The following is a 25880-nucleotide window of genomic DNA, read 5'->3' as shown; positions in this document are numbered from 1 at the left end:
CCGCCAGCACCATCACCAGCAGGAGGCTGGTGGGGATGGGCGTGCCCTCGAAGTACTTCACCTTGCCGGTGCCGTCGGACAGCTCCGCGGACGTGACGTTGAAGCGCGCCAGGCGGCTGATGCCACACGCGACGAAGTAGAGCAGCGCCGCCACGTCCAGGTTGCCGCGCAGGCCCACCGCGAACGCCAGCGCCGCGGGCGCCATGCCAAAGGAGATGACGTCCGCCAGCGAGTCCAGGTCCGCGCCCAGCGGCGACTTGCGGAAGCGCCACCGGGCGATGCGGCCGTCCGCCACGTCCATCGCCAGCGCCACCGGCATCAGGCAGAACGCCACCCACAGCCAGCGTGGGTTGCCCGTGGCCAGCGACTGCATGGCCGCCAGGATGGCCCCTGCTCCGGAGAAGCCGTTACCGAGCGTGACGAAGTCCGCCAGCACGAAGGTGCGAATCATGGAGAAGTGGCGGCGCTGGCGGCGGGCCGCGGGCGGTGACGAGGACTCGGGCGTCATGGCCCCCGTGTAACACACACCGTCTTTCCGGCTTTCCCAAACCCGCGACGCATCGCATCCGGGCGTTCCATCTCCGTGGAAAAGTCAAATCCCAGAAACATTGACCGGCGAATCGCCACCTTCCTAGTCTCCGGGCCGCCATGCCCGAGCACATCCCCGATAATCTCCCTTCCCGCGGGGGGTTCCGTTCTGTCCGGACCCGCCGTCTTTCCTTCTCTCTTTTCGCGTCCCTCGCGCTGCTGGCCACCGCCGGCTGTGACGAGGATCCCAAGCCCGTGGACCCGGGCCCCGGCCCGGCGGCGCCGAAGTACACCGCGAAGATCAAGCGCACGTCCTACGGCATCCCGCACATCACCGCGGACAGCTACGGCAGCCTGGGCTTCGGCCAGGGCTATGCCTTCGCGCAGGACCACGTCTGCACCCTGGCGGATCAGATCCTCAAGGTGCGCGGCGAGCGCGCGCGCTTCCTGGGCCAGGGCCCGGGCAACCGGCACGTGGGCAGCGACATCGCGTACCTGGCCATGGACCTGATGGGGCGCGCGGAGAAGGCCTTCCCGACCCTGTCCCAGGAGATGCAGGACATGGTCACCGGCTACGTGGCCGGCTACAACAAGTACCTGGAGGACACCGCCCCGGAGGCGCGTCCCGCCGAGTGCGCCAACGCCCCCTGGGTGCGCCCCATCACCCCGGTGGACCTGCTGGCGTACAACACGGACCTGACGCTGCTGGCGGGCATCAACGCGCTGGCGCTCACCATCCCGTCCGCCACGCCCCCCACCGTGAGCGCGCAGTCCGTGGACCCGAAGCAGGCCGCGCTGCGCCCGCAGATGCCGTCCCTGGAGCAGCTGAACAAGCTGAAGACGTCTGACTTCGGCAGCAACGGCTGGGCCATTGGCGGTGAGCGCACCGACAACGGCAAGGGCATGGTCATGGCCAACCCGCACTTCCCCTGGGAAGGCGAGCTGCGCCTGTGGGAGAGCCAGCTGACCGTGCCGGGCCAGATGAACGTCTACGGCGTGGGCCTCATGGGCGTGCCGGCGGTGCTCATCGGCTTCAACGACAACGTGGCCTGGACGCACACGTTCTCCGCCGGCCAGCGCGCGACCATCTACCAGCTGCAGCTCGTGCCCGGGAAGCCGACCGTCTACAAGTACGGCACCGAGGAGCGCGCGATGACCTCCAAGACCTTCTCCATCCTGGTGAAGCTGTCGGAGGGGTCGCTGACCAACTACTCGCAGACCGTCTACTTCAGCCACTACGGCCCGATGATCGCCTTCCCGGACTCGGCGGCCCCGGGCTTCCCGGCCGGCACGCTGGGCTGGAACGCCCAGACGGCGCTCACGCTGCGTGACGCGAACATCGAAAACACCAAGTTCCTGGACCAGTTCCACGGCATGAACAAGGCCAAGACGCTGGCCGAGTTCAAGGCCGTCTACGCCTCCGAGCAGGGCCTGCCCTGGGTGAACACCATGTTCGCCGACAAGGACGGCAACGCCTGGTACACGGACGCCACGCCCACGCCCAACCTCACCAAGGACGCGTACACGAAGTGGGCCACCGAGGCGACCACGCCCGGACTCAACGTCACCTACGGCGTCTTCCAGGCCCTGGGCTTCACGGTGCTCAACGGAAGCGACCCGGCCAACGAGTGGCAGGTGGAGCCGGGCTCCCGCAGCCCCGGCCTGGTGCCCTTCACCAAGGTGCCGCAGCTGGAGCGCAAGGACTTCGTCTTCAACGCGAACGACAGCTACTGGCTGGCCAACCCCGCGGCGCCCATCACCGGCTTCTCCCCGCTGCACGGCTTCGAGAACGTCCCCCAGTCGCCGCGCACGCGCATGAACGCCAAGGTCCTCACGGAGGTCTCCGAGACGGGCGCCTCCGGCGCGGACGGCAAGTTCACCTTCGACGAGCTGAAGACGGCCGTGTTCAGCAACCGCAGCTCCATGGAGGAGCTGCTGCGCGCTTCCGTCGTGGAGCGCTGCACGGGCAAGACGACGGTCACCTACAAGGACACCACCGGCAAGGACAACGTCGTGGACATCAGCGAGGCCTGCGCGCTGCTGGCCGGCTGGAATGGCCGCTACGACGTGGACCAGAAGGGCGCGTTCATCTTCCGCGAGTTCCTGGGCGCCTACACCGGCGCGCAGCTGCTCAACAAGGGCCCGCTGTTCGACGTGGCCTTCGACCCGGCCAACCCCATCGCCACGCCCAACACCCTGACGGCCGCCCCGGCCACGGGTGACGACCCGGTGCTGGTGAAGCTGGCGCAGGCCGTCTTCACCATCAACCGTTCCAAGATCGCGCTGGACAAGACGCTGGGCGAGCTGCAGTTCACCTCTCGTTCGGGCGCCCGCATCCCCCTGCACGGCGGCATGCACCGCGAGGGCGTGACGAACGTCATGTCCTTCGGCGCCGCCCGCACCACGGTGTTCGACTTCGCCCAGCCGCACTCGGCGACGTTCAACAGCAACACCCTGCTGGCGGCGGAGGGCTACCCCATCAACAACGGCAGCTCCTTCATCATGGCGCTCCAGTTCACCGACGCGGGCCCCAACGCCAACGCCGTGCTGACCTACAGCCAGTCCGGCGACCCGCGGTCCCCGAACTACGCGGACCAGACGGCGCTGTTCTCCCAGAAGCAGTGGCGCCCCATCCTCTTCACGGACGCGCAGATCGCCGCCGACAAGAACCTGGTGGAGACCACCGTCTCCGGCGGGTAGTCCGCTCCACCTGACGGCCTGAAGCCTCACAGGAGGCCCCGGGAGCCACCGTGCTCCCGGGGCCTTCTTGTTTTCACGGGGAGTCGCCGTTGAAACTTGTCACAAGGAACGGAATAGGCAGACAGGGCCGGCGGCCCTGGCGTCTGTATTCAACATCCGCTAGCGAACATCCAAGGGGGTCCGCGAGGCGAGTACACAGTCCGTGACGCCGTCAGGCCCGTTGGGATGTGTCGTCTCAGCAATGTCAGCCTTCAGGGCTAGTTTCTTGACCGCGGGTGAAGGGCAGGATTGTCCCCCAGGCCCAGGGGAGAACGCCTGGAAGCGAACCGGCCGGGACGGCCGCTGGGCCTGACACGAAGGAGTCGCGAACGCCATGGCACTTCCGGTCTACAAGACAGACGTCATCGACAAGGTCTTCTTCCTGCGCTGGGACGCTCCACCGACGCCGGAAGAGATTCAGCAGGTGTTCCAGAAGATGCAGAACGCGTATCAGCAGCACCAGCAGCAGCCGCTGGTGCTGGTGACCATCGCGGGAGCGAAGTCCGCGGTCCCCAACAGCGAGCAGCGCCGCCACCTGTCCAACATGCTGTCGGACGCGCGAGCGCTGTTCTCGGAGATCCACGTCATCATCGAAGGCAACGAACTGCAGCACAACCTCCAGCGCGTCATCGTGTCGGGGATGCTCATCGTCACGCGCACGTATGACGACCAGTTCATCCGCGTGCACAAGAACGCGGACGGCGCGGCGGGCTTCATCGCCCGGCGGCTGGGGGTGGATGGCACTCAGGTGGTGAACGAAGCGCGGTCGCGCGGCGTGGTGATGTAGTCCCCGGGGGGATTCGGGGGCCCGGATACGGGCCCCCGGCCCCGCCCCCTGCTCTGGAAGCGCAGCACCCGCGCGGCTGTTCAGCCCCTCGCGCCCTGCCCCACCGGACGGCCCGGACGGGCGGCGCTGACGGAGCCGCGCACGTAGCGGTGGTCGAAGAGGTCCACGTAGAGGTACTCGGGCCAGGACACCATCGCGCGGGCCCCCAGCATCACCCCGCGCATGATTTCACTCACCATCAGCCCCGCGGCGGTGGTGGCGCCAATCACACACGTGGGCGCGTGCCCCTTCCCCTGGTAGCAGGCGTCCATGTACTCCTGGAGCATGTAGCTGCCCAGGTGCGGGATGATTTTGGGCAGGTCGATGCGGCCGTCCGGGAGGATGAACATCTCCTCGTAGAGCGGCGCGTCCGGCTGGAAGACGTGGAGCGCGGCGCCAAAGCCCAGCATCAGCCCGGTCATGATGGGGATGCCCGCCTGGCGGCACGTCTGGTGGAGGGACTCCTTGGCGCGGGCCCCCGCGATGTCGATGACCTCCACCACGTAGTCCACCGGCGGCAGGCCGCCCGCGCCCTGGAGCACGCTGGCCACGTTGTCGTCGGTGATGCCCTCCTTCACCTTGTGCACGCGCAGGTCCGGGTGGATGTCCCGGCACATGCGCTCCACCACGTCCACCTTGAACTGGCCCAGGGTGCTCTCGAAGCAGCCAATCTGCCGGTTGATGTTGTGGCGCTCGTACACGTCGAAGTCCGCGAGCGTCAGGCAGCCGAAGCCCAGGCGCGCCAGGTCCACCGCGCACTGGCCTCCGGCGCCTCCCACGCCGGCGACGAGCACGTGCGTGCTGGCCAGCTTGTCCATGGTCTGCGGGTGGAGGACGCCCAGGTTGCGCTGGAAACGGGGGTTCACGTTCGTCATGAGAGGGCCTCCCTACTTGCGCATGCAGACGTAGAAGTTCTCGCCGTAGTAGTCGTCGCCGTCGGCCACCAGCGCCTCGCTGAAGCCCACCTTCTCCAGCAGCTTCACGGCCTGGTCCGTGTCCAGGAAGGTGACCATCTCGTTGGGGTCCGTGGTGAGCTTCTGGGCGCAGGTGCGGTGGTGGTTCACCGCGCGCTGGAGGGCTTCCGTCCACCGTCCCTGCGCCTCCCATTCCCGGATGGAGTTCTTGAGCACCAGCTCCAGGTTGGGCCGGGGGCGCTTGTTGCTCGTCATGCACAGGACGCCGCCGGGCTTCAGGTGCGTCCAGGCCTCGCGCAGCACGGCCTCCGGGTCGCGCACGTAGAAGAGGACGTTGTTCATCACCACCGCGTCCGCGGCCCCCTCCACCTCCAGCGGGAAGGACGACACGTCCCCGGGCAGGAGCGTCCAGCGGGCGCGCACCGGCTCCGGCTCCATCGCGCGGCGGCGCACGGCCAGGGCGAGCATGGCCTGGTTGTTGTCGAACCCGACGACGCGCTGGCCCCGGCGCACCAGGGGCTCGCTCACCAGCCCCGTGCCGCACCCCGCGTCGATGACGTAGGAGCGCTCCCGGGTGTCGCGGAGGATCTTCTCGCGCTGCCGCTGGTAGCAGGGCAGCTCGGGGATCATCTGATCGTAGCTGTGCGCGAAGTCGTTCCAGATGTTGTCGACGAAGACGGTCTCGGGCATGGGGCCTCCCCCTCGCGGGGAGTCAGGGTGAGACCTGGTGTTGTCCCCCGGGCCGCCTCCCCCAGGCGATTGCCCCGCCGTCTTCCCCTAACATCCAGGACTTGCCTGTTTCAGATGTGTGTGTTGGATTGAATGAACAAACACACCCTGGCGGGCCGGCGGGGGTGTCCGTTCAGTCCAGATGGGGCCGCGCCATCCGTGGTCCGCATGTCTCAGCATTGAAGCACGGGCAGTCCCGCGTTTCTTCACTCGGAGGGCGCTGGGACGCGCGTCCGGCGGCCTTCACCGGTGAAGCTTGCCCCACGGGGCAGCTCCAATGAATTCAACCACTTGGGCCCTGGCGCGGAAGGTGCTCTGGGAAGGCCTGCATCGGGAGGCACCGGGTGTCGGAGCCTGGTGCTTGTCTGCGTGGGGGACCCTCAATGCGAGTCGAGGTCGGTATGCGTAGGACGTTCAGCCTGTGGGTGGTGGTGGTGGTGTTCGTGGCGCTGCGCGCGAATCCGGGGGACGCGCACGAGCTGGCAATCCAGGCGGATCCGTGGACGCGTCCGTTGATGGCGGCGGGCCTGGTGGCCTCCAGCACGAAGCGCGAGGTGCTGGGCAGCGGGCTGGCGCACTACAGCTGGAAGGTGCGGGTGGGCACGGGGAAGTACGACGCCATCACGGTGCACCGGGTGGTGCGGGAGTCCTACCCGTGGGTCCCGGCGCGCACCCGCCGGGCGGTGTTCATGGTGCACGGGGACCTGTGGGGCTTCGCGCCCGCGTTCCTCACCAACACCTGCGTGACGACGATGCCGGAGGACCGCTCGCTGGCGGCGTACCTGGCCAGCGAGGACGTGGACGTGTGGGGCCTGGACCTGCGGTGGGTGGGGGTGCCGGAGCCGGAGACGGACTTCGCTTTCATGGCGGACTGGAACATCCAGACGCACGTGAAGGACGTGGGCACCAGCCTGGCGCTGGCGGACGTGGTGCGGCGGCTGGGCGGCAACGGCGGCGATGACCGGATGTTCCTCTTGGGCTGGAGCCGGGGCGCGACCATCGGGTACGCGTACCTGGACGCGGAGTCGCAGCGTCCGCGCGCCCTGCGCCGGGTGGACGGCTTCGTGCCCATGGACATGCCGGTGCGCTTCGGGCCGGACGCGGTGAAGCAGCGCGAGTGGGCGTGCGACCGGTACGTGGCGCTCCAGACCTCTCGCGACCAGGGCCGCACGGAAGGCGGCCTGCTGGGGGCCGGGGCGGGGCTGCCGGTGAAGCAGATGGGGTTGCTGGCGGACCAGGATCCCAATGGCTTCCCTCCCGGCGCGCCGGAGGCGCTCGGTGGCGTGACCAACCGCAAGCTCGCCATCGTCGCCGCGGGGAAGACCGAAGCCCTCTTCACGCAGTACAAGTTCCGGGCCCTGACGCCGGACTACCACCTGGCCGGGAGCATCCCGGACATCAACGGCACGCCGGAGAGGACGGCCTTCACGCCGGAGCCCACCCTCTTCGACTACTTCCAGCTGGCGGCGCCCTACCAGAGCCTCAACGAGGTGGTGGAGACGGAGAAGCAGCTGTGCGGCCTGGACGTCCCCTATGACGACCACCTGAAGGACGTGAAGGTGCCGGTGCTGTACGTGGGTGCGGGGGGCGGCGTGGGCCGCTACGGCGAGTACTCCACGCGCCTCCTGGGCAGCAAGGACGTCACCCACTTCATCGTGCGCACCCGCCCGGAGTCGCAGCGCGCGCTGGACTTCGGCCACGCGGACCTGTTCATCGCCCGGGACGCGCGCGTGCGCGTGTGGCAGCCCATCCTCCAGTGGATGCGGGCGCACTGAGGGCGGGGCTACTCCGCCTTCCACAACCCGTGACGGCGGGCCCGGCGGCCCAACGTCACGGGGTCCATGCCCAGGGCCACGGCGGCGCGGCGCAGGACGCCGCCGTGGCGCTCCAGGGCCTCGCGGATGAGGTCGCGCTCCACCTGCTGGAGCCGGGCCCGGAGCGAGCCGTCCCCGGTGGGGTCCGCGCGCGGCACGGTGTTGCTGAGCAGCGCGGGCGGCAACAGGCGCCGGGTGAGCATCTCCCCGGGCCGGGACAGCAGCACCGCCCGCTCCACCACGTTGCGCAGCTCGCGCACGTTGCCCGGCCAGCCGTAGCCGTGCAGCACCTCGTCCGCGTCCGGCGCCACGCCCGTGGCGGAGCGCTTGAGGGTGCGGTTGAACTGCTCCACGAACGTGCGGGCCAGCTCCGGGATGTCCTCCGGGCGCTCGCGCAGGGGCGGGATGTCGATGGTGAAGCTGTTGAGCCGGTAGAAGAGGTCCGCGCGGAAGCGGCCGGCGCGCACCTCCTCGCCCAGGTCGCGGTTGCTCGCGGCCACCACGCGCACGTCCACGTGGCGCACCTGGGTGCCGCCCACCGGGCGGATGTCGCCCGTCTCCAGCACGCGCAGGAGCTTCGCCTGGAGGTTGGGCGTGGTGTTCTCAATCTCGTCCAGGAAGATGGTGCCGCCGTTGGCGAGCACGAAGAGGCCCGGGTGGTCCGACACCGCGCCGGTGAAGGCCCCCTTCACGTGGCCGAACAGCTCGCTCTCCAGCAGCGTCTCCGTGAGCGCGCCGCAGTCCTGCACCACCAGCGGCGAGTCCCCCCGGCCGGAGAGCCGGTGGAGGATGCGCGCCAGCACCTCCTTGCCGGTGCCCGTCTCGCCCTGCAGCAGCACCGCCACCCGGTGGGGGGCCACCAGGCGCACCATCTCCATCACCCGCTGCATGGGCGGGCTGCGGAAGCCCACGTCCTCCCCATGGCGGCCCACGCCCACCACCGGCGTCTGGGCCAGCGCGCGCTCGCGCATGAGGTTGCGCTCCAGCTCCAGCGCCATGCGCCACTGCTCCGTGCGGAAGCCGTGCTCGCGCCCCGCCTGGAGCACCGCTTCGCGCAGGACGTCCGGGTCCGGCCACGGCCCCAGCGCGCGGTAGATGCGGCCGGCGTTGAAGAGCGCCACCAGCCGGTCCGGGGCCGCCGGGGCGCAGTAGACGATGCGCGGGGCCAGGTCGCTGGGGGGCCCCGCCCCCGTGGGGTCCACCTCCGCGCGCAGCTCCGCCAGGGACTCCACCAGCGCGAGCGCCCGCGACTCGTCCTGGCCGCACACCATGAGCGCCGCCATGTCCCCGCGCGTCAGCAGCGCGTGCACGTCCTCCGCGGCGGCGGCGAAGTGCGGAGACGCCACGCCGTCCAGCGCCTGGCGCACCGCGCGCGTCTCGTCGTCCGACGCGAAGGCCACCACCACCTGCAGGTGCGCCGTGGCCAGGTAGCGCGCCAGCTTCACGCCGTCCGCCGCGTCGAAGGCGCCAAAGCTGATGCCCAGCGCCGCGACGGTGCCCCCGGCTCCCGCCGTGTCGTGGCGCCAGCGCACCGTGCCGTGCACCCGCACGTGGGCGCCCGTGTCCGGCAGCGAGAAGGCCATCTCCACCGGCTCGTTCTCGTGCGGGCCTTCAGAGGGCCGGCGCGGCGTGGCGATGAGCCCGATGCCCGTCTCGCTGATGTTGACGGACCAGCAGCCATGCAGCGCCGGCTGCGTCACCACCTTCACGTACAGCGGCTTGCGCTCGCTCCGTGCGACCTGCTCGGAGACGGGGCGCGACATGGGGTGCGTCAATTGACCGGCCTCATGGCCGCCGCGCGGCGGGCATCCTGGAAGTCCACGGACATTGGGGGTGGGGGTTCTGCCTGATTCTTCCGTCATCGCAAGTCGGCGGCAAAGGGGTGTACCCCCGGCACGTCGCCATTGGACACGGGTCCGAAATGCCCTGCCTGGGCGTGGTGCGCGTGACACCCCACACCGCACCACAACCCGAGCCATGAAACGCCGTGCTCCGGCGGTACGCATCCCACGCGACGGGCCGTGTCTCCCCTGCCGGTGTGTTGAACGATTCCAACCGGGCCGTCTGAAATTGATGTCTGTCTTTTCAATCCAAGCCTGCCTGGCATGCAGGCGGGCTCGGCGTCGCTTGTGTTCGAAATAGAACTTCGATATTCGGTTTATCACCTTGGAGTACGGCGGCCTTTGCTGCTGCCGGATTGCCCCGCCGCAAAGCCAGACATTCCCCGGCCGTGTCCCGCCTCCAGTCTTCGGAGCATGGCCTTTTACTGCCTGACCTTTCCCCCTGGGCCACCCCCTTGAAGAAAACCCTCCTCCTGGTTGAAACGTTGTTCGTCCTGGGCGCCGCCGGCTGCGGCACTCCGGATGGTTCCCTTCCCGTGGATGACCGCCAGCCGTCGCTTGATTCGGCTGGCGAGGATTTGACGACCACCGGCTGCACACAGCTGACACCCGCCAGCGTGAAGGCCAGCGGCGACGACGGCGCCGGCAGCGTCGCGGCGAACACGCTGGATGATCAGCTCACCACGCGCTGGAGCAGCCTGGGCAAGGGCCAGTGGATTGACTACGACCTGGGCGCCACCAAGGCCGTGGGCGCGGTGTCGGTGGCGTGGCACGAGGGCAACAAGCGCGCGAACACGTTCACCATCTCCGTGTCACCGGACGGCTACACCTATACGCAGGTGTACAGCGGCAAGAGCCTGGGGACGACGACCGCGGCGGAGACGTACGCCTTCACGTCGGTGAGCGCGCGCCGCGTGCGCGTCACGGTGCAGGGCAACACCCTCAATGACTGGGCCAGCATCGCGGAGGCGCGCCCGTGCGCCGGCACCACGACGCAGCCGCCTCCCACCAACCCCGGCGGCATCGTGTGGCGGGGCGACTTCGAGTCCGGTGACCGCAGCCAGTGGGACGGCACGCAGATGATGTCCTCGGACCGGCTCCAGGTCGTCTCATCGCCGCTGCGCGAGGGCGGCTTCGCCCTCAAGGCCACGGTGAAGCAGGGCGATGACCCCATCAACTCCAGCGGCAACCGGAACGAAATCTTCAAGCAGACGAAGGAGCCCTCCGGCTCCGAGTACTGGTACCGCTGGAGCACGCGCTTCGCGCCGGACTTCCCCAGCGTGAATACCTGGCAGCTCTTCACCCAGTGGCACCACGACGGCTGCTGCGGCTCTCCGCCGGTGGAGTTCTACGTCTACGGCGAGGAGATGCGGCTGAACATCGGCGGTTCGCCGGGCGTCATCGTCTGGCGCACGCCGCTGGTGCGCAACGCGTGGCACGACTTCATCTTCCACGTGAAGTGGTCGCCCAACGCCACCGTGGGCTTCGTGGAGCTGTACTACAACGGCAACCTGGTGCTGCCCAAGCGCTACATCGCGACGCAGTTCTCCGGGCAGCTCAACTACCTGAAGATTGGCCTGTACCGGAACGACACCATCGCGCCGGTGGGCGTCGTCTACCACGACGGCTGGGTGATGGGCCGTTCGAAGGCGGACGTGCTGGATGCCAACTACCAGCTGAAGTGAGACACCGGCCGCGTGCCCCGGTAGGCGCCGGGGCACGCTCCGGGATAGGCTTTCTCGGGAAAGCAAGTCTCTTCGAGGAGCCGTCCCATGCGTCTGTGCGCCGCGCTGACCGCCCTGTCCCTGCTCGCGTCCTGCACCACGACCTACGCCATCCCCAAGCCGGAGCTCACGCGGCTGGACGGCTTCCGGGACGACAACGCGGCGCTGATGCGGGAGCTGGGCGACGTGCTGCTCAACCGCCCCACGGAGCGCCACCGCACGGTGCGGGACGTGGAGGGCCAGCCGCACGAGTTCAGCTCGGACACGCCGCTGGCGCTGGGCTCCGACCGGACGGACGCGGAGTTCCAGCGCTACATCCAGGTGGGCGTGGACGCGGACCGCTTCCGGGGCGTGCCGCTGGAGGGCTCCACGTCCGGAGCCCCCGCGCCCGCGATGGAGGTGTCCCTGTCCGAGGTGGACCACGCCCAGCTGCGCGAGTTCAGCCTGGGCAAGACGCTGCTCCTGACGGGCTCCATCGGCGCGGCGGTGCTCGGGTCGATGGTGGTGGTGACCATGCTGCTGAAGCCCACCACCGGCTCGGAGCCGGGCGGCGGCGGCGGCACCATCGACATGGGCGGCCCCCGCCCGCGCGCCGTCCCGGGCGTCGCGTTCTGACGTCCCAGGCTCGCGCGGCTAGCGCGCGTCCTGGCGCTGGCGCAGCAGTCCTTCCTGGGCCACGGAGGCGACGAGCCGCCCGTCGCGGGTGAAGACGTGCCCGCGCGCCAGGCCCCGGGCGTTGCCGGCCCAGGGGCTCTCCATCGTGTAGAGCAGCCAGTCGTTGACCTTCAGGTCGCCGTGGAACCACAGCGCGTGGTCCAGGCTGGCCATCTGGAAGCCCGGCTGGAGGAACGTCTGCGCGTGCGGCTGGAGCGCGGTGCCCAGCAGGTTGAAGTCGCTGGCGTACGCGAGCACGTAGCGGTGCACCTGGGGCTCGTCGGGCATGGCGCCGTCGGCGCGGAACCAGACGTGCTTCACGGGCGGCTCGGCCCTGGGCTCGAAGGGGTCCACGTACGTCACCGGGCGCATTTCAATGGGCTTGGCGGAGAGGAACTTCTCCCGGTGCCGCTCCGACATCCGGTTCGCGTGGCGGCCCAGCAGCTCCAGGTCCGTGGGCAGCGACTCCGGCGGCGGCACGTCCGGCATGGTGGCCTGGTGCGTGAAGCCCGGCTCCTCCCCCTGGAAGGACGCCATCAGCGTGAAGATGGGCTGGCCCTTCTGGATGGCCACCACGCGGCGGGTGGTGAAGCTGCCGCCGTCGCGCACGCGGTCCACGGTGTAGACGACGGGCAGGCCCGCGTCCCCGGGGCGCAGGAAGTAGCCGTGCAGCGAGTGCACCGTGCGCTGCGCCTCCACCGTCTGGCTGGCGGCGGACACGGACTGACCCAGCACCTGCCCTCCGAAGAGCTGCCGGAAGCCCAGGTCCTGGCTCGAGCCACGGAACAGGTTCTCCTCGATGGGCTCCAGCTTCAGGAGCCCCAACAGCTCATCCAGCACCCGGCTCATGTACGTCCTCCCGTTTTGACGCACCCCGTCTCTACTCCAGCCGCCGGCCCCCGCGCCTGGGCCAATGTAGAGTGCGGCGCCTTTCTTCCGCGGAGGAGCCCATGGCCCCGCTTTCCCTGCGAGACGCCGTCCGGCGGCACCCGGCGGCCTGGGGCATGGCGGCCACGTTCGCCGCCAGCCTGCTCCTGCGCGGGCTGTACCTGGCGGGTGCGCCGGACCGGGACTGGCCCTTCTCCGTCTTCTTCGCGGGCGACGCGCGCTTCTTCCACACCGCCGCGCTGGACCTGGCCCGGGGCCGTGAAGTCCCGGCCGCCCTGCCCTACCACCCGCCCCTGTTCCCCGCGCTCCTGGGCTTCCTGTACCGGGTGCTGGGAGAGCCCCGGGGCAGCGCGCTGCCGTACAAGCTGGCGCTCGCCTGCGTGGGCGCGGCGACGGTGGCCTTCTGCCAGGGCTGGTGGCGGCGCCTGCTGGGAACGGCGTGGAGCCTGGTGGCGGCGGGGCTGTATGCCACGAGCTTCGGGTGGCTGGTGCTGTCCACCACGTACAGCAATGAAACCGTGTCCGCGCTGTGGCTGTGTTTCACCTGCGCGCTGGCCTTGCGCGTGGGAGGCCGGGCGCCGTCCTGGCCCGAGGTGCTGGCCCTGGGCGCGGTGATGGGATTGGGCACGCTCACCCGCGCGGAGCACCTGGGGCTGTGGCCGTTCCTGTGTGTGTATGCGTGGACCGCGCGGGAACGGGCCCCGGAGCTTGGGTCATGGAAGCCCTGGGCCGTGCGCTGGGGCGCGGCGGTGGGCGTGTCGCTGCTGGTGCTCGTCCCTTCCGCGCTGCGAAACCTGGACACGATGCGCGAGTTGAACGCGCGGGCACCACACCTGGAGCCGCTGCCGCGGTGGGTGCCTGTCACCGTGTATGGCCCGCTCAACTTCGCGATGGCCAACCACCCGGGCGCCACCGGGGGCTTCACCCCGGCCCTCATCAATCAGGGCGGCAGCAACGGCCAGCTGGACCCTTCCCGCCCGGAGCACCGCAGACTGCTCCTGCACGGCTACGCGGAAGGCTTGCGCTGGATGCTGGACGCGCCCGGCGACGCGGCCCGGCTGCTCTGGACGAAGCTGGATTTGTGGCTGGACGGACTGCGCCTGGGCATTGGCGTGTCGGACGTGCCCGGGGGGCTCACCGGCGAGCGCGCCCCGGTGGACGTGTTCGTCCCGGACGCGGGGTGGCTCAAGTGGCCCCTGGCGGCGCTGCTCCTCGCCGGGATGCTGCTGTCGCTCAAGCCCGCGCACGCGCCCTTCCGGCTCCTGTCACTGGTGGTGCTGCACCGGGTGCTCGTCACGCTGGCCTTCTTTGGCTACGCGCGCGGCCTGCTCGTCGTCTTCCCCGCGCTGCTGCCGCTCCTGGTGCTGCCCTTGAAGATCCTGGGGGAGCGCCACGCGGGCGTGGCCCGGAGGCTGCCCGTGTTCGCCGGGGCGCTGCTGCTCTTGCTCTGGGTGGAGGCCGCGCTCCTCGCCGCGCGCGACACGCCCCGCCGCTTCATGGCCAGCGGCACCACCGACGCGGTGAACGGCAAGCTCATCCAGGACGACCGCGTCCGGCTCTGGCCCCAACCCTGACTGCCAGTGAACATTCCAAGTTCATGGATTCACTAAGTTTCGCGAAATTCACATCTACTCAGGAATAACCGCAATTCATTCTTAAAAAGCGTCTGACCTAAGCAGGGAGCGCTCCACCCCGGAGCCCGCCGGTCCCGTCCGGCGGCTTCACCCGAGGAGACGTCCATGCGCCCCCTGCGGTCCGCGTTGTGTTGTCTTGCCCTCCTGGTGTCGTCCACGACGTACGCCTTCCAACCCTCACAGCCCGAGCAGCAGAGCGCGGTCGCGAAGAAGGCCTTCTTCAAGCCGGAGCTGTACCTGCCCATCCAGAACGTGCCCCTGGAGAAGGCGCGCACGCTGATGCCGCGCGCGGGCGCGGACCGGTGGGCGGGGTTCGTCACCCGCTTCGGCGGCAACGTGCAGGTGTATCTGGATCCGCTGTCCGGCATGCCCACGGGCATCCAGGGCAGCTTCCCGCTCATCCCGGGTGACGGCTTCCGCAACGCCGTCACGCTGGAGTCCGTGCGCCAGGGCCTGGGCCGCTCGGTGGGCAGCGTGGACGAGTCCGTGGTGGGTGAGCTCGTCTTCAAGTTCGTCGCGGACCATCAGGACGCCATTGGCGTGGACCTGATGCAGCTGGGCGCGCCGCGCGTGACGCAGGTGACGGACACGCTGTGGCAGGTGCACATCCCGCAGGTGGTGAACGGCATCCCGGTGCGGCATGGCCGGCTGGCGGCCACCATCAGCCACGGCAACCTCATCCTCCTGGGCACGGAGGCGTGGGCCAACGTGGGCATCGACACGAAGCCCCGCTTCACCGCGAACCAGGCGCTCAGCGCGGGCAGCAGCTTCCTGGGCGTGGCGCTGGCGCCCAACAGCCTGTGGCAGTCCCCCACGCTGGAGGTGGCCCCGTACGCGCGCACGGGCGCGTCCTTTGGCCAGGGCTATGGCCACGCGCTGGTGTGGAGCTACGGCTTCTCCAACCCCGGCGAGCACGAGCGCTGGAAGGTGACGGTGGACGCGAACTCCGGCGAGGTGCTGGCCGTGGAGGACGACAACCACTACTTCGACGCCCAGGTGAAGGGCGGCGTGTACCCGTCCACCAACATCGGCACCTGCACGTCGAAGGAGACGTGCGGCACCATGCAGCCCAACACGCCCATGCCGTGGGCGAACACGGGCTTCGCGTCGCCCAACAACTTCACGGACGGCGCGGGTATCTACAACTACAGCGCCGGCACCCTCAACACGACGCTGTCCGGCAAGTACGTGAAGATCGCCGACAGCTGCGGCGCCATCAACGTCAGCTCCGCCACGGGCAGCCTGGACCTGGGCGGCGTGAACAACGACCACGACTGCACCGTGCCCGCGGGCACGTCCGCGGGCAACACGCCGGCGGCGCGCTCCAGCTTCTACGAGCTGAACAAGATTAAAGAGGTGGCCCGCGGCTGGCTGCCCAGCAACACCTGGCTGCAGGGCCAGCTCACGTCCAACGTGAACCTGAACAGCACCTGCAACGCGTTCTGGAACGGCAGCTCCGTGAACTTCTACAAGTCCGGTGGCGGCTGCCGGAACACCGGTGAGATTGGCGCGGTGTTCGACCACGAGTGGGGCCACGGCATGGACAACTTCGACGCCAACGGCTCCCTGTCCAACTCCAGCGAGGGCTACGCGGACATCGCGGGCATCCTGCGGCTGCAGACGTCCTGCGTGGGCTACGGCTTCTTCCAGACGACGAACACGGGCTGCGGCCTCACGCCGGACGGCACGGGCTACAACCAGCAGGAGGCCCAGGTGGCGGGCCAGTCCTGGTGCAACCTGCGCTGCTCGGGCGTGCGTGACGCGGACTGGGCGGCGAGCGCGCCGAACATCCCGGCCACCCCGCAGAACTTCACCTGCAAGATGTGCTCGTCCGGCTCCGGCCCGTGCAGCAAGCAGGTGCACTGCGCCGCGTCCCCCGTGCGCCAGGCGGCGTGGGACCTGGTGACGCGCGACCTGACGGCGGCGCCCTTCAACTACAACTCCAACGACGCGTTCCTGCTGGGCAACAAGCTCTTCTACCAGGGCTCCGGCAACATCGGCACGTGGCACGCCTGCAACTGCACCGCCGGCACGTCCGACGGCTGCGGCGCGACGAACGGCTACATGCAGTGGCTGGCCGCGGACGACGACAACGGCAACCTGGCGGACGGCACGCCGCACATGACGGCCATCCACGCCGCGTACAACCGCCACAACATCGCCTGCTCCACGCCCGCGCCCACCAACGGCGGCTGCGCGGCCGGCCCCACGGCGGCCCCCACCACCACGGCCACCCCGGGCGACAGCCAGGTGAGCCTGTCGTGGACGGCTTCCTCGGGCGCCAGCCAGTACTGGGTGATGAAGACGGAGGGCTTCGCGGGCTGTGACTTCGGCAAGGCGCGCGTGGCCACCGTCACCGGCACCAGCTACACGGACGCGGAGGTCGCCAACGGCCGCCAGTATTGCTACTCGGTGGTGCCCGCCAGCAGCAACGCGTGCTTCGGCCCGGCGTCCACCTGCACCTGCACCACGCCCACCTGCGCGGCGCCCGGCGCGCCCACGCTGTCCACCCCCGCCTCCGGCGCCACCGGCGTGGAGCTGCTCGCGGCGCTGGACTGGGCGGACGTGACGGGCGTGTCCGGCTACGAGGTGCAGGTGGCCACCGACAGCGCGTTCACCAACGTGGTGCGCAGCGCCAACTCGCTCGTCGCCAGCAACTGGACCGTGTCCCCGGGCCTGACGGCCAACACGGCCTACTACTGGCGCGTGCGGGCGCTCAACTCGTGCGGTGGCACCAGCTCCTGGAGCGCGACGCGCGGGTTCACCACGCGCGGCTGCGTCACCCTGGCGGCCCCCACCCTGACGGCCCCGGCCAACGGCGCCACGGGCGTGTCCCTGAACGCATCGCTGGACTGGTCCGACGTGGCGAGCGCCGCCGGCTATGACGTGCAGGTGGCCACCGACAGCGCGTTCACCAACGTGGTGCGCAGCACGACGGGCCTCTCCTCCAGCGCGTGGAACGTGACGCCCGGCCTGTCCAACCTCACGCCGTACTACTGGCGCGCGCGGGCCACCGACAGCTGCGGCGCCGGCCCGTACAGCAGCGCGTTCAGCTTCACCACCACCAACGTGTGCACGCCCACCGTGGCCACGTACAACAGCACGCTGCGCACCCCGGCCTGCGGCTCCGTGTGCGGCTGCGACACCGGCCCCACGCTCGTCAACGGGCGCGGCACGCTGTCCGGCGGCGCGGAGCCCAACCAGCCCAACACGCTGGGCGGCACCTGCGCGGACGGCTCCACCGGCACCTACCACTCGGATGAGAGCATCGACCGCATCGTGCTCAAGACGGTGGACCAGGGCACCATCACCCCGGGCAAGCAGCTCACGGTGGACGTGACGGTGTGGTGCTACGGCACCAGCGACCAGCTGGACCTGTACTACACGACGAACACCACCACGCCCTCGTGGACCGCCATCACCACGGCCCAGGCGTGCACCGCGTCGGGGCTCAAGACGTTCTCCTTCCCCGTCACGGTGGGCAGCACGACCGGCAACCACGCCGTGCGCGCGCAGTTCCGCTTCAGCAGCACGCCGACCAGCGCCTGCGTGTCCGGGACGTACAACGACCGCGACGACCTGGTGTTCAACGTCGTGTCCGCGGTGGCCTCCAACCCCACCGCTCCGGCCGCGAAGCAGGTGCGGGGCCGGGCCCTGACGGCGCGCTAGCCTCAAGCCGCGCGTGACGTGACATGGGGGCTCCCGGATTTCGTCCCGGGGGCCCCCGTGCCTTTCACGGGCTCACCAGGTGTAGACGACGGACGGCGCGGAGCGCTTCGCGGGCCCGTGGTGGACCATCTCGATGTTGTTGCCGTCCGGATCCAGCACGAAGGCCGCGTAGTAGCCCGGGTGGTACGAGCGCTCGCCGGGGCCTCCGTTGTCGCGACCGCCCGCCGCCACCGCCGCTTGATGGAAGCGGTGCACCATCTCCCGGTCCTTCGCCTGGAAGGCCAGGTGGATGCGCGCCGTGGGCTCGCGGTCGCTGCTGATGTAGAGCTCGTCCGCGGCCAGGTGGCGCTCGCTCTCGTTGAAGACCGGGATGCCCATCACCTCCAGCACCGCGCGGTAGAAGCGCTTGCTTGCCTCCAGGTCCCGGACCTGGAGGTGGACGTGGTCGAACATGCGGCCGTGGTGCAGTTCCATGGTCTGTCTCCCGTGCTTTCTTCGCGAGGTGTCTGTCGGACACCCGCCGGACCTGCGACCTTCAGAACGGCAATTCGCGCATGTCAAGGCGCACGCGCCCGGGAAGTCGTGAAAGCGGCAGCAACCTCCGCAAAAGCACGGGCATCCAGCGGCGGGACGACGCAGCTTCATGCGATAGTCCGCGCACTTCGCTGTTCTTGCCTTCAGGAGGGTGCCGGGATGTTCATCGAAATCATCGTCCTGCCCCGTGAAGACGCGTCGCCGAAGCGGCGCCCGGGCAGGGCCTCCAGGTCCGCCGCCCCGGCACCGGAGTCTCGCGACCGGGCGGAGCTGGCCCAGGTGTGGCGCGAGGAGGGCAAGGCCTTCCATGGCGCCGTGCTGGAGTTCATCAAGGCCCAGCACCTGCTGGGCGCGGTGAAGTGGATGAGCGAGCCGGGCCTGTTGCCCCAGGTGACGCTCGTCGCCTCGGACCGCGTGCTGGAGAAGCTCCAGGCGGAGCCCCGCTTCGCCGCCGGCCGCTCGCTGAGCATGAACCTGCAGACCTGAGCGCCGCCCACCCCCTCGGGCGCGCCTCCCCTCTTCCTCTCAATTTCCAAGACATGCTCGTGACGCACCTGCGTCCACGCATGGCCCGCGTGCGTCATCGTTGGCGGAAAATGCTGTCTCATCCTGTTTCACTCCGGTCTCCGGCTTGACTGGCTCATCTTGAATTCCCCAGGATGCGCCCCGCCCCACGAGGTCTGGACACCTGGTCCGGACCGGACGTGGGAGGTCCCCGCCGTGCCCCGCCAGCGCGCCCCTCGCCTGGAATCGGAGCGGAACATGCGTTTGAAGAGATTGGCCCCCGTCGTCGTGTCGCTGTGCTGCGCCACTGCTTCCGCCGAGTCGCGTGACAAGGAGGTCTACATCACCATCGGTTCGGAGGCGGTGACGGCGGTGCGCACGTCGCTTCGCGCGGCCGGGAACGTGCCCACGCTGGTGGGCGAGGCGAACGGGGTGAGCGTGCTCAAGCTCACCGAGTCCCAGCTGAGCGACGTCTCCTCCATCATGCATGACACGTATCACCGCTGCGCGGGCTTCATGGCGCACGACACGCAGGAGGAGGCGCTCGCGCAGCTTGCGGCCCCTAAGCCCACGCAGTCGCTGGTGAGCTACACGCTGGACAACGCGGCGGTGGTCAACGGGCTGTTCTCCGGCCTCGAGGAGCCCAGCATCCGGGCCACCATCACCCAGCTGGCCAGCTACACCAACCGCTACTACAACAACTCCTCGGGCGGCACGCAGGCGGCCAACTGGCTGCGGAACACCTGGGCGGGCTACGCCGGCGGACGCACCGACGTGACGGTGCAGCTGTACACCCACGCGAGCTGGACCCAGCCGTCCGTCATCGCCACCATCACCGGCACCGTCTTCCCGGACGAGGTGGTGGTGATTGGCGGCCACCTGGACTCCATCCAGCAGTTCGCGTCCAGCCCCCCCACCGCGATCGCGCCGGGCGCGGATGACGACGCCTCCGGTGTCGCCACGCTGTCGGAGGTGTTCCGGGTGGCGATGGCCAAGGGCTACAAGCCGGCGCGCACGGTGAAGTTCATGGCGTACGCGGCGGAGGAGGTGGGCCTGCTGGGTTCGAAGGCCATCGCGCTGGCGCACAAGACGGCGAACACCAACGTGGTGGGCGTGCTCCAGCTGGACATGACCAACTACCGCGGCTCCACGGTGGAGGTGTCGCTCGTCACGGACAACACCAACGCGGCGCAGAACGCGTTCCTGGGCAACCTCATCGACACGTACACGGGCTACTCGCGCGCCAACATCCAGTGCGGCTATGGGTGCTCGGACCACGCGGCGTGGCACGCCCAGGGCTACCCGGCGTCCATGCCGTTCGAGGCGCGGTACGACCTGAACGAGTCAAACCCGTACATCCACACGGCCAACGACACGCTGGCCAACAGCAAGGACGGCACCAACTGGGGCACCGCCAACCACGCGCTGAAGTTCGCGCGCATCGGCGCCGCGTACCTGGCGGAGCTGGGCAAGGGCGCCCTCCAGGGCCAGCCCACGGACACCCAGGCCCCCACGGTGTCGCTCACCTCGCCGTCGAACGGCGCGACCGTGATGGACGTCACCCCCCTCACCGCGTCGGCCAGCGACAACGTGGGCGTCGCCAAGGTGGAGTTCCTGGTGGACGGCGTGGTGAAGGGCACGTCCTTCGCCTCGCCGTACAGCTACGCGTGGGACAGCCGCACGGTGTCCCCCGGCAGCCACGCGCTGGCGGCGAAGGCGTACGACAACGCGGGCAACAACACCACCTCGGCGGCGGTGACGGTGACGGTGGCCACGGACACCCAGCCCCCCACGGTGTCGCTCACCGCGCCGGCGAGCGGCGCGACCGTGACTGGCACCACCAGCGTCACCGCGTCGGCCAGCGACAACGTGGGCGTCAGCAAGGTGGAGTTCCTGGTGGACGGCGTGGTGAAGGCCACGTCCGTCTCCTCGCCGTACAGCTTCGCGTGGGACAGCCGCACGGTGGCCAACGGCAGCCACACGCTGGCGGCGAAGGCGTACGACAGCGCGCTCAACAGCGCCACCTCGACGGCGGCGACGGTGACGGTGGCCAACGTGTCCACGTCCGGCACCTACGACAGCACGCTGCGGACGGTGCGCTGCAGCGCGGCGGCGGCCACCTGCGACAGCGGCACGCTCTTCAACGGCCGCGGCAGCCTGGGGCCTGAGAAGAACACCCCCAACACGCTGCGCGCCACCTGCGGCGACGGCAGCGGGGGCACCTACAAGAGCGACGAGTCCGTGGAGGCCCTCAAGGTGTCCACCGTGGACGGCTCCAACTTCGCCGCGGGCAAGCAGGTGAAGGTGGAGGCCAGCGTCTGGGCCTACGCCAGCCCCGGTTCGGACCGGTTGGACCTGTACTACACGGCCAACGCCACCGCGACGACGCCCGTGTGGACGCTGATTGGCACCTTCACGCCGCCGGCCGCGGGCGCCAACACGCTGTCCGCCACGTACACCCTGCCCTCCGGCGCCAACCAGGCCGTGCGCGCGCAGTTCCGCTACGGCACCGGCAGCCCGTCCAGCGCGTGCGTGTCCAACAGCTACAACGACCGCGACGACCTGGTGTTCGCCGTCCAGTGACGTGACGTGACGTGAGGGGATCCGGGGCTTTGTGTCCCCGGGTCCCCTTCGTGTTCTTCAGGCCGCCTTGAGCCCTTCGATGGGCAGCTCCACCACGAAGGTGGAGCCCAGGCCCGGCTTGCTGTCCACGGTGATGCGGCCGCCGTGCGTCTCCACCACCTGCCGGGCGATCCACAGCCCCAGGCCCAGGCCGCCGTAGTTGCGCCCGGGCACCGCGCGCTCGAAGCGCTCGAAGATGCGCGCGCGGTCCTCCTCGCTGATGCCAATGCCCTCGTCGCGCACGGTGAGGCGCGCGGTGCCGTCCTCGGCGGCCACGCGCACCGCGATGGGGCGCCCCTGGCCGTACTTCGCCGCGTTCGCCAGGAGGTGCGTGACGACCTGGCCGATGCGCAGCTTGTCGAACCGGCCCACCAGCGGCAGGCCCGCGTCCAGCGTCACCGTCACGCCCATCCGCGCCACCTCCTCGCGCAGCCGGGCCACGGAGGTGGCCACCACGGCGGTGAGGTCCACGTCGTTCAACTCCAACGCCAGCCGGCCGGTGGTGAGCTGCGACACGTCCAGCAGCGTCTCCATCAGCGCGTGCAGCCGCTGCACCTGGCGGCCGGCGGACTCCAGCGGGCTCTTCGCGCGGCCCAGCGCGTCCTCGCCCAGGCTGCGCTCCAGCCGCTCCAGGTGCAGGCGGAAGGCGGCCAGCGGCGTCTTGAGCTCGTGGCTCGCCACCGCGAGGAAGTCATCCCGGGCCTGGACGCTCTCGCGCAGCGACATGGCGAGCATCTCCTGGCGCAGCGAGTCCCGGCGCATGCGCGACAGCTCCAGCATGGAGCGCACGCGCGCCACCAGCTCCCGGGCGCTGAAGGGCTTCACCAGGTAGTCGTCCGCGCCCGCCTCCAGCCCCTCCACCGCGGCCTCCTCCCCGGCGCGGGCGGACAGCATCACCACCGGGACGGCGCGCGTGGACGGAAGCTCGCGCAGGCCGCGCAACAGGCCGAAGCCGCCCAGCCGGGGCATCATCACGTCCGTCAGCACCAGGTCCGGCGGGTTCGCGCGCGCGGCCTCCAGCGCGGCCTGTCCGTCCGCCGCCAGCGTCACGTCGAACGACGGCGACAGCACGCGCTCCACGTACTCGCGCATGTCCGCGTTGTCGTCCGCCACCAGCACGCGCGCGCGGGGCAGGTCCCCGCGCGGGGCTTCCGCCGGCGGCGACGACGGCACCTCGGCCGGGGGCGCGGGCTCCACGTCCGACCAGCGCTCGGCCTCCTGGAGGAAGGGGCGCGCGCCCACGGTGGTGGACTCCTGCTGGCGCGCGGCCTGGATGCGGTCCGCGGGCAGGTGCGAAGAGCCCCGGGGGATGCGCACGGTGAAGGTGGAGCCCCGCCCCTCCTCGCTCTCCACGGACACGTCGCCGCCGTGCAGCGCCACCAGCTCGCTCACCAGCGCCAGCCCGATGCCGGTGCCTTCGTGGGTGCGGCTTCGCGCGTTGCGCACGCGGTGGAAGCGCTCGAAGAGGTGCGGCAGCTCCGCCTCGGGGATGCCCGTGCCCGTGTCGAAGACGCGCAGGAGCACGTCGTTGCCCCGGACCTCCTGCCGCACGCGGATGCCGCCCTGGAAGGTGAACTTGAGGGCGTTGGAGAGCAGGTTGAACACGACCTTCTCCCACATCTGGCGGTCCACCCAGACGGGCTCCGGCGGCCCGTCACACTCCACGCTGAAGGTCAGCCCGGTGCGCTCGATGGCGGAGCGGAAGTGGCCGGTGAGCTCCTGGGTGAAGGCGGCCAGGCCGGTGGGCTCGAAGCTGGAGTCGATGCGGCCCGCCTCCAGCCGGCTGAACTCCAGCAGCGTGTTCACCAGCCGCAGCAGGCGGCCCGCGTTGCGGTGGACGAGCTCCAGGTCCTTGCGCGCTCCCTCCGTCACCGGCACCTGCGCCAGCACGTCCTCCAGCGGCCCCAGCATCAGCGTGAGCGGCGTGCGGAACTCGTGGGAGATGTTGTGGAAGAAGGCCGTCTTCGCCCGGTCCAGCGCCGCCAGCGCCTCCGCCCGCTGGCGCTCCTCCTCGTAGGCCCGCGCGTTGCGCAGCGACGCTGACACCTGCGCGCTCAACAGTTCGCTGAAGGACGCGTGGCCCTCGTCGAAGGCGCGGTTGGGGGACAGCGCGGTGACCAGGACGCCCAGCGGCGCGGCCGCGCCCGTCCCGGCGAGCGGCTGGAACAGGAGCGTGCCCACCGCGTCGCCAAAGGGCCCGCCCTGGAGGGACAAAAGCGCCTCCAGCCCGTCGCGCAGCACCCGCTCCCCTTCGAGCGCGCGCAGGTACGGGGCCGCCATGCGCGAGCCGGGGTCCAGCAGCACGCGCTCCGGGCTCAGCGGTCCGCCCTGTCCAATGCCCACGGCCCCACACAGCGTCAGCGACCGGCCGTCGTCCGCGCGCAGGTAGAGCAGCGCGCACGGCACGTCCAGGGGATGGGCCTCCAGGGCCTTCGCCAGGTCGCCGCACGTCTTCGCCACGCTGCGCGTGTCCGACGCCTGGGCGGACAGGTCGCGCAACAGCCGCGTGCGCCGCTCGCTCAGCACGCGCGGCGTCACCTCCGCGCACACCGCGAGCATGCCGCCGATGGCGCCCGTGTCGTCGTAGGCGGGCGCGTGGCTCACGTCGAAGTAGGACTCCTCGCGGTAGCCGCTGCGGTTGAGCAGCAGCCGGAGCGCGGGCACCCAGCTGGCGACGCCCGTCGTCATGGCCTCCAGCACCAGCGGCGCCAGCGAGTCCCACGCCTCCGCCAGCGTGCCCCGGATGTCCGTGCCCAGCGCGGCCGGGTGCTTGTCCCCAATCACCAGCGAATAGGCGTCGTTGTAGAACTGCGTGAGCTCCGGGCCCCAGGTGAGGATCATGGGGTAGCGCGAGCCGAGCAGCGTCTTGACCAGCACCTTGAGGCTCGTGGGCCAGGACGCCAGCGGTCCCACGGGCGACGAGGCCCAGTCATGCGCGCGCACCAGCGCGTGCATCTGACTGCTCCCGGTGAAGAGGGTCTCTGGCGTCTGCGCGGGGACGTCCTGGCTCATCGCGGGCGCTGCTCCTCACATCAGCGAGCCATGTCCCTAAGCCGGCGGCGCATGGCTTCCCACTGGAAAATCGTCCATCCGTCCAGGGTGGAGCACCTCCCGGGCGCCCGGCTGGCCGGCTGCTGGAACAGGGCGGGCGGGCTGTCCTTCGCCGGCCTCCGGCCCCACCTTCGCGGGGATGATGCCAACGCCCCAGGCTGAAACCCGGGTCTTGCGCGAAAAGCACCCCACCGAGGGCGCCGAGCGAGGCCGGCTGTCACCCCGGCGCGAGGCGCTGCTCCAGGCGCGCATCAAGGACCTGTCCCTGCGGCTGGGGGGCACGCCGCTGGAGCGCTACATCGCGCAGCTGCACTCGGAGCTGGAGGCCAAGGGCATCTGCTTCAAGCCCCAGTGCTACCTGTCCGACGAGTGGGGCTGCCCGTCCGGGGTGCCCGTCATCGGCCTGCCCTTCTACCTGGCGGATCCGGACCTGCTGTCCATTGAAGCGGAGCTGGGCGGCGGCGCGGAGACGGAAGCCGAGATCCTCATGTACCTGCGCCACGAGGCGGGCCACGCGTTCAACTACGCGTACCGCCTCTACGACACGGACGAGTGGCGCCGCGTGTTCGGCGACTACGGCCGGCCGTATCAGGACGACTACAAGCCCCGGCCCTTCTCGCGCCGGTATGTCTTCCACATCTCCGGCTGGTACGCGCAGAAGCACCCGGACGAGGACTTCGCGGAGACCTTCGCGGTGTGGCTCACGCCCGGCAGCGACTGGGCGAAGCGCTACCAGGGCTGGGGCGCGCTCAAGAAGCTCCAGTACGTGGAGGAGATTTCAAAGCGCCTGGGCCGCACGACGCCGCCCGTGCAGCTGGCGGAGCCGGACTTCACCACCGAGGAGATGGAGGGCACCGTCCAGGACCACTACCGCCAGCGCGAGCTGGACGAGAAGGTGGACGTGGAGCTGCGCAACGCCTTCGACCACGCGCTGGAGGACATCTTCTGGGGGCCGGGCGAGGCGCCGGTGAGCGCCAGCACGCTGGTGCAGGCGGAGCGGCAGCGCCTGTTGTCCACCGTGGGCCACTACGCGGGGGTGAGCCGGGGCGTGGTGCGCGCGCTCGTGGACCACCTGGCGGAGCGCACCGCCGCGCTGAACCTCACGCTGCACCCGGACGACAGCCGCGAGGCGGCGATGCAGCTGGCGTCGCTCGTCACCGTCCTGGCGATGAACTACCTGCACACCGACCGCTTCTTCGAGGACTAGCA

General features: G+C 70.1%; 17 protein-coding genes. 10 read left to right on the top strand and 7 right to left on the bottom strand.

Annotated elements, in window-relative coordinates; translation table 11 throughout:
• Positions 1–508 (bottom strand): phosphatidylcholine/phosphatidylserine synthase (locus D7X55_RS04735; RefSeq protein ID WP_121722355.1); only part of this gene is annotated, 508 nt, incomplete at its 3' end.
• Between the two features lie 275 nt (positions 509–783).
• On the opposite strand from D7X55_RS04735, the gene D7X55_RS04730 reads away from it, so the two are divergent.
• Both D7X55_RS04730 and D7X55_RS04725 read left to right on the top strand, forming a co-directional pair.
• A complete protein-coding gene (locus tag D7X55_RS04730) occupies positions 784–3228 on the top strand; it encodes an acylase (RefSeq protein WP_233609584.1) in 2445 nt (814 codons plus the stop codon).
• Positions 3229–3601: 373 nt separating this feature from the next.
• The gene (locus D7X55_RS04725; RefSeq protein WP_120549273.1) at positions 3602–4054 is read left to right on the top strand and encodes a DofA protein; all 453 of its coding nucleotides are present in this window, start codon (positions 3602–3604) and stop codon (positions 4052–4054) included.
• An 80-nt stretch (positions 4055–4134) separates the two neighbouring features.
• Here D7X55_RS04725 and D7X55_RS04720 read toward each other — a convergent pair whose 3' ends face one another.
• Positions 4135–4968, bottom strand: a complete 834-nt coding sequence (locus D7X55_RS04720; protein WP_120549272.1) for a ThiF family adenylyltransferase — start codon at positions 4966–4968, stop codon at positions 4135–4137.
• Positions 4969–4980: 12 nt separating this feature from the next.
• Positions 4981–5697 (bottom strand): class I SAM-dependent methyltransferase, encoded by a 717-nt coding sequence (locus D7X55_RS04715; RefSeq protein ID WP_120549271.1) that lies wholly within the window; start codon positions 5695–5697, stop codon positions 4981–4983.
• A gap of 440 nt (positions 5698–6137) precedes the next feature.
• Between D7X55_RS04715 and D7X55_RS04710 the strand changes: the two genes are divergently transcribed.
• The gene (locus tag D7X55_RS04710; protein WP_121722354.1) at positions 6138–7511 is read left to right on the top strand and encodes a hypothetical protein; all 1374 of its coding nucleotides are present in this window, start codon (positions 6138–6140) and stop codon (positions 7509–7511) included.
• A gap of 8 nt (positions 7512–7519) precedes the next feature.
• Here the strand turns inward: D7X55_RS04710 and D7X55_RS04705 are convergent, their stop codons facing one another.
• Positions 7520–9313, bottom strand: coding sequence for a sigma 54-interacting transcriptional regulator (locus D7X55_RS04705; RefSeq protein ID WP_120549269.1), 1794 nt, complete (start codon positions 9311–9313; stop codon positions 7520–7522).
• A 533-nt stretch (positions 9314–9846) separates the two neighbouring features.
• Between D7X55_RS04705 and D7X55_RS04700 the strand changes: the two genes are divergently transcribed.
• Positions 9847–11076, top strand: a complete 1230-nt coding sequence (locus D7X55_RS04700; RefSeq protein WP_121722353.1) for a heparin lyase I family protein — start codon at positions 9847–9849, stop codon at positions 11074–11076.
• Between the two features lie 87 nt (positions 11077–11163).
• Positions 11164–11730, top strand: a complete 567-nt coding sequence (locus D7X55_RS04695; RefSeq protein ID WP_121722352.1) for a hypothetical protein — start codon at positions 11164–11166, stop codon at positions 11728–11730.
• A gap of 18 nt (positions 11731–11748) precedes the next feature.
• Here the strand turns inward: D7X55_RS04695 and tesB are convergent, their stop codons facing one another.
• Complete coding sequence (gene tesB / locus D7X55_RS04690; RefSeq protein WP_120549266.1) at positions 11749–12618, bottom strand: acyl-CoA thioesterase II; 870 nt, start codon at positions 12616–12618, stop codon at positions 11749–11751.
• Positions 12619–12719: 101 nt separating this feature from the next.
• Between tesB and D7X55_RS04685 the strand changes: the two genes are divergently transcribed.
• Together D7X55_RS04685 and D7X55_RS04680 are read left to right on the top strand one after the other, a co-directional pair.
• Positions 12720–14231, top strand: a complete 1512-nt coding sequence (locus D7X55_RS04685) for a glycosyltransferase family 39 protein (RefSeq protein WP_121722351.1) — start codon at positions 12720–12722, stop codon at positions 14229–14231.
• Positions 14232–14396: 165 nt separating this feature from the next.
• The gene (locus D7X55_RS04680; protein WP_121722350.1) at positions 14397–17960 is read left to right on the top strand and encodes an endopeptidase; all 3564 of its coding nucleotides are present in this window, start codon (positions 14397–14399) and stop codon (positions 17958–17960) included.
• A gap of 72 nt (positions 17961–18032) precedes the next feature.
• Here D7X55_RS04680 and D7X55_RS04675 read toward each other — a convergent pair whose 3' ends face one another.
• Positions 18033–18434 (bottom strand): VOC family protein, encoded by a 402-nt coding sequence (locus D7X55_RS04675; RefSeq protein WP_120549263.1) that lies wholly within the window; start codon positions 18432–18434, stop codon positions 18033–18035.
• A gap of 219 nt (positions 18435–18653) precedes the next feature.
• Between D7X55_RS04675 and D7X55_RS04670 the strand changes: the two genes are divergently transcribed.
• Positions 18654–18980 (top strand): hypothetical protein, encoded by a 327-nt coding sequence (locus D7X55_RS04670; protein WP_121722349.1) that lies wholly within the window; start codon positions 18654–18656, stop codon positions 18978–18980.
• Between the two features lie 276 nt (positions 18981–19256).
• The gene (locus D7X55_RS44065; RefSeq protein WP_120549261.1) at positions 19257–21581 is read left to right on the top strand and encodes a M20/M25/M40 family metallo-hydrolase; all 2325 of its coding nucleotides are present in this window, start codon (positions 19257–19259) and stop codon (positions 21579–21581) included.
• 57 nt (positions 21582–21638) lie between these two features.
• On the opposite strand, the gene D7X55_RS45470 is transcribed toward D7X55_RS44065, so the two are convergent.
• The gene (locus tag D7X55_RS45470; RefSeq protein WP_121722348.1) at positions 21639–24632 is read right to left on the bottom strand and encodes an ATP-binding protein; all 2994 of its coding nucleotides are present in this window, start codon (positions 24630–24632) and stop codon (positions 21639–21641) included.
• Between the two features lie 211 nt (positions 24633–24843).
• On the opposite strand from D7X55_RS45470, the gene D7X55_RS04655 reads away from it, so the two are divergent.
• The gene (locus tag D7X55_RS04655; protein WP_233609583.1) at positions 24844–25878 is read left to right on the top strand and encodes a putative zinc-binding metallopeptidase; all 1035 of its coding nucleotides are present in this window, start codon (positions 24844–24846) and stop codon (positions 25876–25878) included.
• The last annotated feature ends 2 nt before the right edge of the window (positions 25879–25880 follow it).

Origin of the sequence: Corallococcus sp. AB049A, from assembly GCF_003668885.1 — a bacterium.
GTDB lineage: Bacteria > Myxococcota > Myxococcia > Myxococcales > Myxococcaceae > Corallococcus > Corallococcus interemptor.
This window is presented reverse-complemented; position numbering and strand designations above follow the sequence as displayed.

Bases quoted from the DNA above. Each gene is read 5' to 3' on its own strand.
- D7X55_RS44065 (WP_120549261.1), top strand. From the start codon at position 19,257: ATGCGTTTGAAGAGATTGGCCCCCGTCGTCGTGTCGCTGTGCTGCGCC.
- D7X55_RS04715 (WP_120549271.1), bottom strand. From the start codon at position 5,697: ATGCCCGAGACCGTCTTCGTCGACAACATCTGGAACGACTTCGCGCAC.
- tesB (WP_120549266.1), bottom strand. From the start codon at position 12,618: ATGAGCCGGGTGCTGGATGAGCTGTTGGGGCTCCTGAAGCTGGAGCCC.
- D7X55_RS04725 (WP_120549273.1), top strand. From the start codon at position 3,602: ATGGCACTTCCGGTCTACAAGACAGACGTCATCGACAAGGTCTTCTTC.
- D7X55_RS04705 (WP_120549269.1), bottom strand. From the start codon at position 9,313: ATGTCGCGCCCCGTCTCCGAGCAGGTCGCACGGAGCGAGCGCAAGCCG.
- D7X55_RS45470 (WP_121722348.1), bottom strand. From the start codon at position 24,632: ATGAGCCAGGACGTCCCCGCGCAGACGCCAGAGACCCTCTTCACCGGG.
- D7X55_RS04710 (WP_121722354.1), top strand. From the start codon at position 6,138: ATGCGTAGGACGTTCAGCCTGTGGGTGGTGGTGGTGGTGTTCGTGGCG.
- D7X55_RS04720 (WP_120549272.1), bottom strand. From the start codon at position 4,968: ATGACGAACGTGAACCCCCGTTTCCAGCGCAACCTGGGCGTCCTCCAC.
- D7X55_RS04670 (WP_121722349.1), top strand. From the start codon at position 18,654: ATGTTCATCGAAATCATCGTCCTGCCCCGTGAAGACGCGTCGCCGAAG.
- D7X55_RS04675 (WP_120549263.1), bottom strand. From the start codon at position 18,434: ATGGAACTGCACCACGGCCGCATGTTCGACCACGTCCACCTCCAGGTC.
- D7X55_RS04695 (WP_121722352.1), top strand. From the start codon at position 11,164: ATGCGTCTGTGCGCCGCGCTGACCGCCCTGTCCCTGCTCGCGTCCTGC.
- D7X55_RS04680 (WP_121722350.1), top strand. From the start codon at position 14,397: ATGCGCCCCCTGCGGTCCGCGTTGTGTTGTCTTGCCCTCCTGGTGTCG.
- D7X55_RS04685 (WP_121722351.1), top strand. From the start codon at position 12,720: ATGGCCCCGCTTTCCCTGCGAGACGCCGTCCGGCGGCACCCGGCGGCC.